The organism is Archangium sp. (assembly GCF_036389735.1).
Taxonomy (GTDB): domain Bacteria; phylum Myxococcota; class Myxococcia; order Myxococcales; family Myxococcaceae; genus Archangium.
The window spans coordinates 1-2,614 of sequence record NZ_DASVWK010001110.1 but is presented as its reverse complement, the minus strand read 5'-3'; the positions used below and the strand labels follow the sequence as shown (position 1 = coordinate 2,614).

Here is a 2,614-nt window from a genome sequence, read left to right as displayed (position 1 = left end):
AAGATGACCGAGCACGACGTGGACGTGGTGAAGCTGGACTCCACGCTCACCGACCGCGAGACGCGCGAGATGACGCGCGAGCTGCGCCGGGGCGAGCATGAGCTCGTCTACGTCACGCCCGAGCAACTGGAGAAGCCCGAGCGTCTCGAGGCGCTGCGCAAGGCGGGCGTCTCCCTCTTCGTCGTGGACGAGGCCCACTGCGTGTCCCAGTGGGGACATGACTTCCGCCCCGCGTTCCTCGCGCTGCGCGATGCCGTGCAGCAGCTTGGCCGGCCTCCCATCCTCGCGGTGACGGCCACCGCCACGCCCCAGGTGCGCGAGGACGTGCTCAAGCAGCTCGGCATGGAGAACGCCGAGCTCATCAACACCGGCATCCGTCGCGACAACCTCTTCCTGGAGGTGGCCCGCACGGTGAACCCCGAGGCCAAGAAGGCGCGGATGATGAAGCTGCTCCAGGAGGAGCGGGGCACGGGCATCATCTACACCGCCACCGTGCGCAAGGCGGAGGAGGTGTGGCAGTGGCTCCAGGACGCCGGCATCGAGGCGGGCCGCTACCACGGACAGCTGAAGCCCTCCGAGCGCCAGGAGGTGCAGCAGCGCTTCATGGAGAATGGCTACCGCGTCATCGTGGCCACCAAGGCATTCGGCCTGGGCATCGACAAGCCGGACATCCGCTTCGTGGCGCACTGGCAGTTCCCCGACTCGCTGGAGAGCTACTACCAGGAGGCGGGACGCGCGGGCCGTGACGGCGAGCCAGCGCGCGCGGTGCTGTTCTACCGGCTGGAGGATCGGCGCATCCAGAGCTACTTCCTCGGGGGCAAGTACCCCCGGCGAGAGGAGTCCCAGGCGCTCTACTCGGTGCTGCGCGAGCTGTGGGCCCACCGCCAGGGCAAGCCCGTGTCCCTCAAGGTGCTGACGGAGGTCTCGGGACTGCCGGCCAACCGGGTGAAGGTACTGGTGGCGCAGCTGGCCGGGGCCGGCATCCTGGAGCGAAGCCCACGCGGGCTGAAGCAGTTGCGCGACTTCGAGACGAACGAGGAGCTGGGCGAGTACCTCACCGCCTACGAGAAGCGCCACCAGACCGACCGGGAGCGCCTCCAGCAGATGATGCGCTTCGGGCAGACCACCGAGTGCCGCTGGCGCTTCATCAGCGAGTACTTCGACGAGCCCGAGCACGAGGAGTGCGGGCGCTGCGACAACTGCGAGGAGCGCGCCGCCGGGCACTTCGACGCCAACAGTCCCACCGCCATCGCCACACCTCCCGCACAGACGACCACACCCAGCAGTCCGGTATAGGTGGAAAAGCAGCACGCCACCTGTCCACACGCGCACAGGCCTGTAGCGGCATGGCGCATCCCGTGCGCCCCGGACCGGGGGCTTCTGCTAGCCTGACGCGCCGCATCCCTCCTCGGCCCGCCCGTCATGTCCTCGCTCGACGCCACCGCCACCGCCATCAATCGGACGTATTCGCAGGACCTCATCCCGGGCTATCGCCTGGAAAAGCTCGTGGGCACCGGGGGCATGGGCGAGGTCCACAAGGCCACGCAGCTGTCGCTGGAGCGTACCGTGGCCATCAAGCTGCTCAGCCCGCAGCTGGCTCAGGACAAGAGCTTCGTCGACCGTTTCCAGAAGGAGGCCGCGGCGCTCGCCACCCTCTACCATCCCCACATCGTCTCCATCCTCGACAAGGGGAACACGCAGACGACGTACTACCTGGTGATGGAGTACGTGGACGGGGCCTCGCTGCGCGAGCGGATGCGCTCGCCCCACCTGGAGCCCCTCGACGCGCTCCAGATGATGCTCCACATCTGCCGGGCCATCGACTACGCGCACCACCGCGGCGTCATCCACCGGGATCTCAAGCCGGAGAACATCCTCTTCGACGACCAGGCCGGCGGCGTCCCCAAGGTGACGGACTTCGGCCTCGCCTCCTTCCTCGACGACACCAGCTCGCGCTTCGCCCTCACCAGCACCCACGTGGCCATGGGGACGCTGTCCTATATGGCGCCCGAGCAGCGGGTGGACGCCAAGAACGCGGACGGGCGCGCGGACATCTTCGCGCTCGGCCTCATCCTCTATGAGCTGCTCGTGGGCGAGCTGCCCGCGGGCAGCTACGATCCGCCCTCGCGCCGCAAGCCGGGGTTGGATCCGCGGCTGGACGGCATCATCGCGCGCTGCCTCAAGCAGGCCCCGGCCGACCGCTACGCCACCGTCACCGACCTCATCAAGGACCTGGAGCCGCTCGTCCCCAACGCCACCACCGTGAGGCCGGCGAAGCTCAGCCGGTGGCAGCGTCTGGTGCTGGCGGTGAAGCGCGCCATCCGCGCCTTCTTCCAGGTGCTGACCGCGTGGGTGGTGCTGGCCGCGCTGGGGGTGTTGACCGTGGCGTGGCTGCGCACCACGGAGAAGCGCGTGCAGGTGCTGCCGGGCGCCGCCCTCACCGCGGACCTCGGGCCCCCCTCCGTGCGGCACATGGCCGGGCGGTTGGACACCAGTGGCACCCTGCGCCGGGTGTCCATGGGTGATGGACCGGACTCCCTCCCGCTGCTGGTGGCCGGCCGGCCCATCGAGGCCGCTGGCAAGACGCTCCTCTTCCCGCACGTGCACGGCCAGT

The 2,614-nt window shown here is 69.2% G+C and carries 2 protein-coding genes; both read left to right on the top strand.

Going from position 1 to position 2,614, the window contains the following annotated elements:
* Positions 1–1,296 (top strand): RecQ family ATP-dependent DNA helicase (locus VF794_RS39880; protein ID WP_331118985.1); only part of this gene is annotated, 1,296 nt, incomplete at its 5' end.
* A 126-nt stretch (positions 1,297–1,422) separates the two neighbouring features.
* Positions 1,423–2,614, top strand: a 1,192-nt coding sequence (locus tag VF794_RS39875; protein ID WP_331118983.1) for a serine/threonine-protein kinase, incomplete at its 3' end; no start/stop codon positions are given.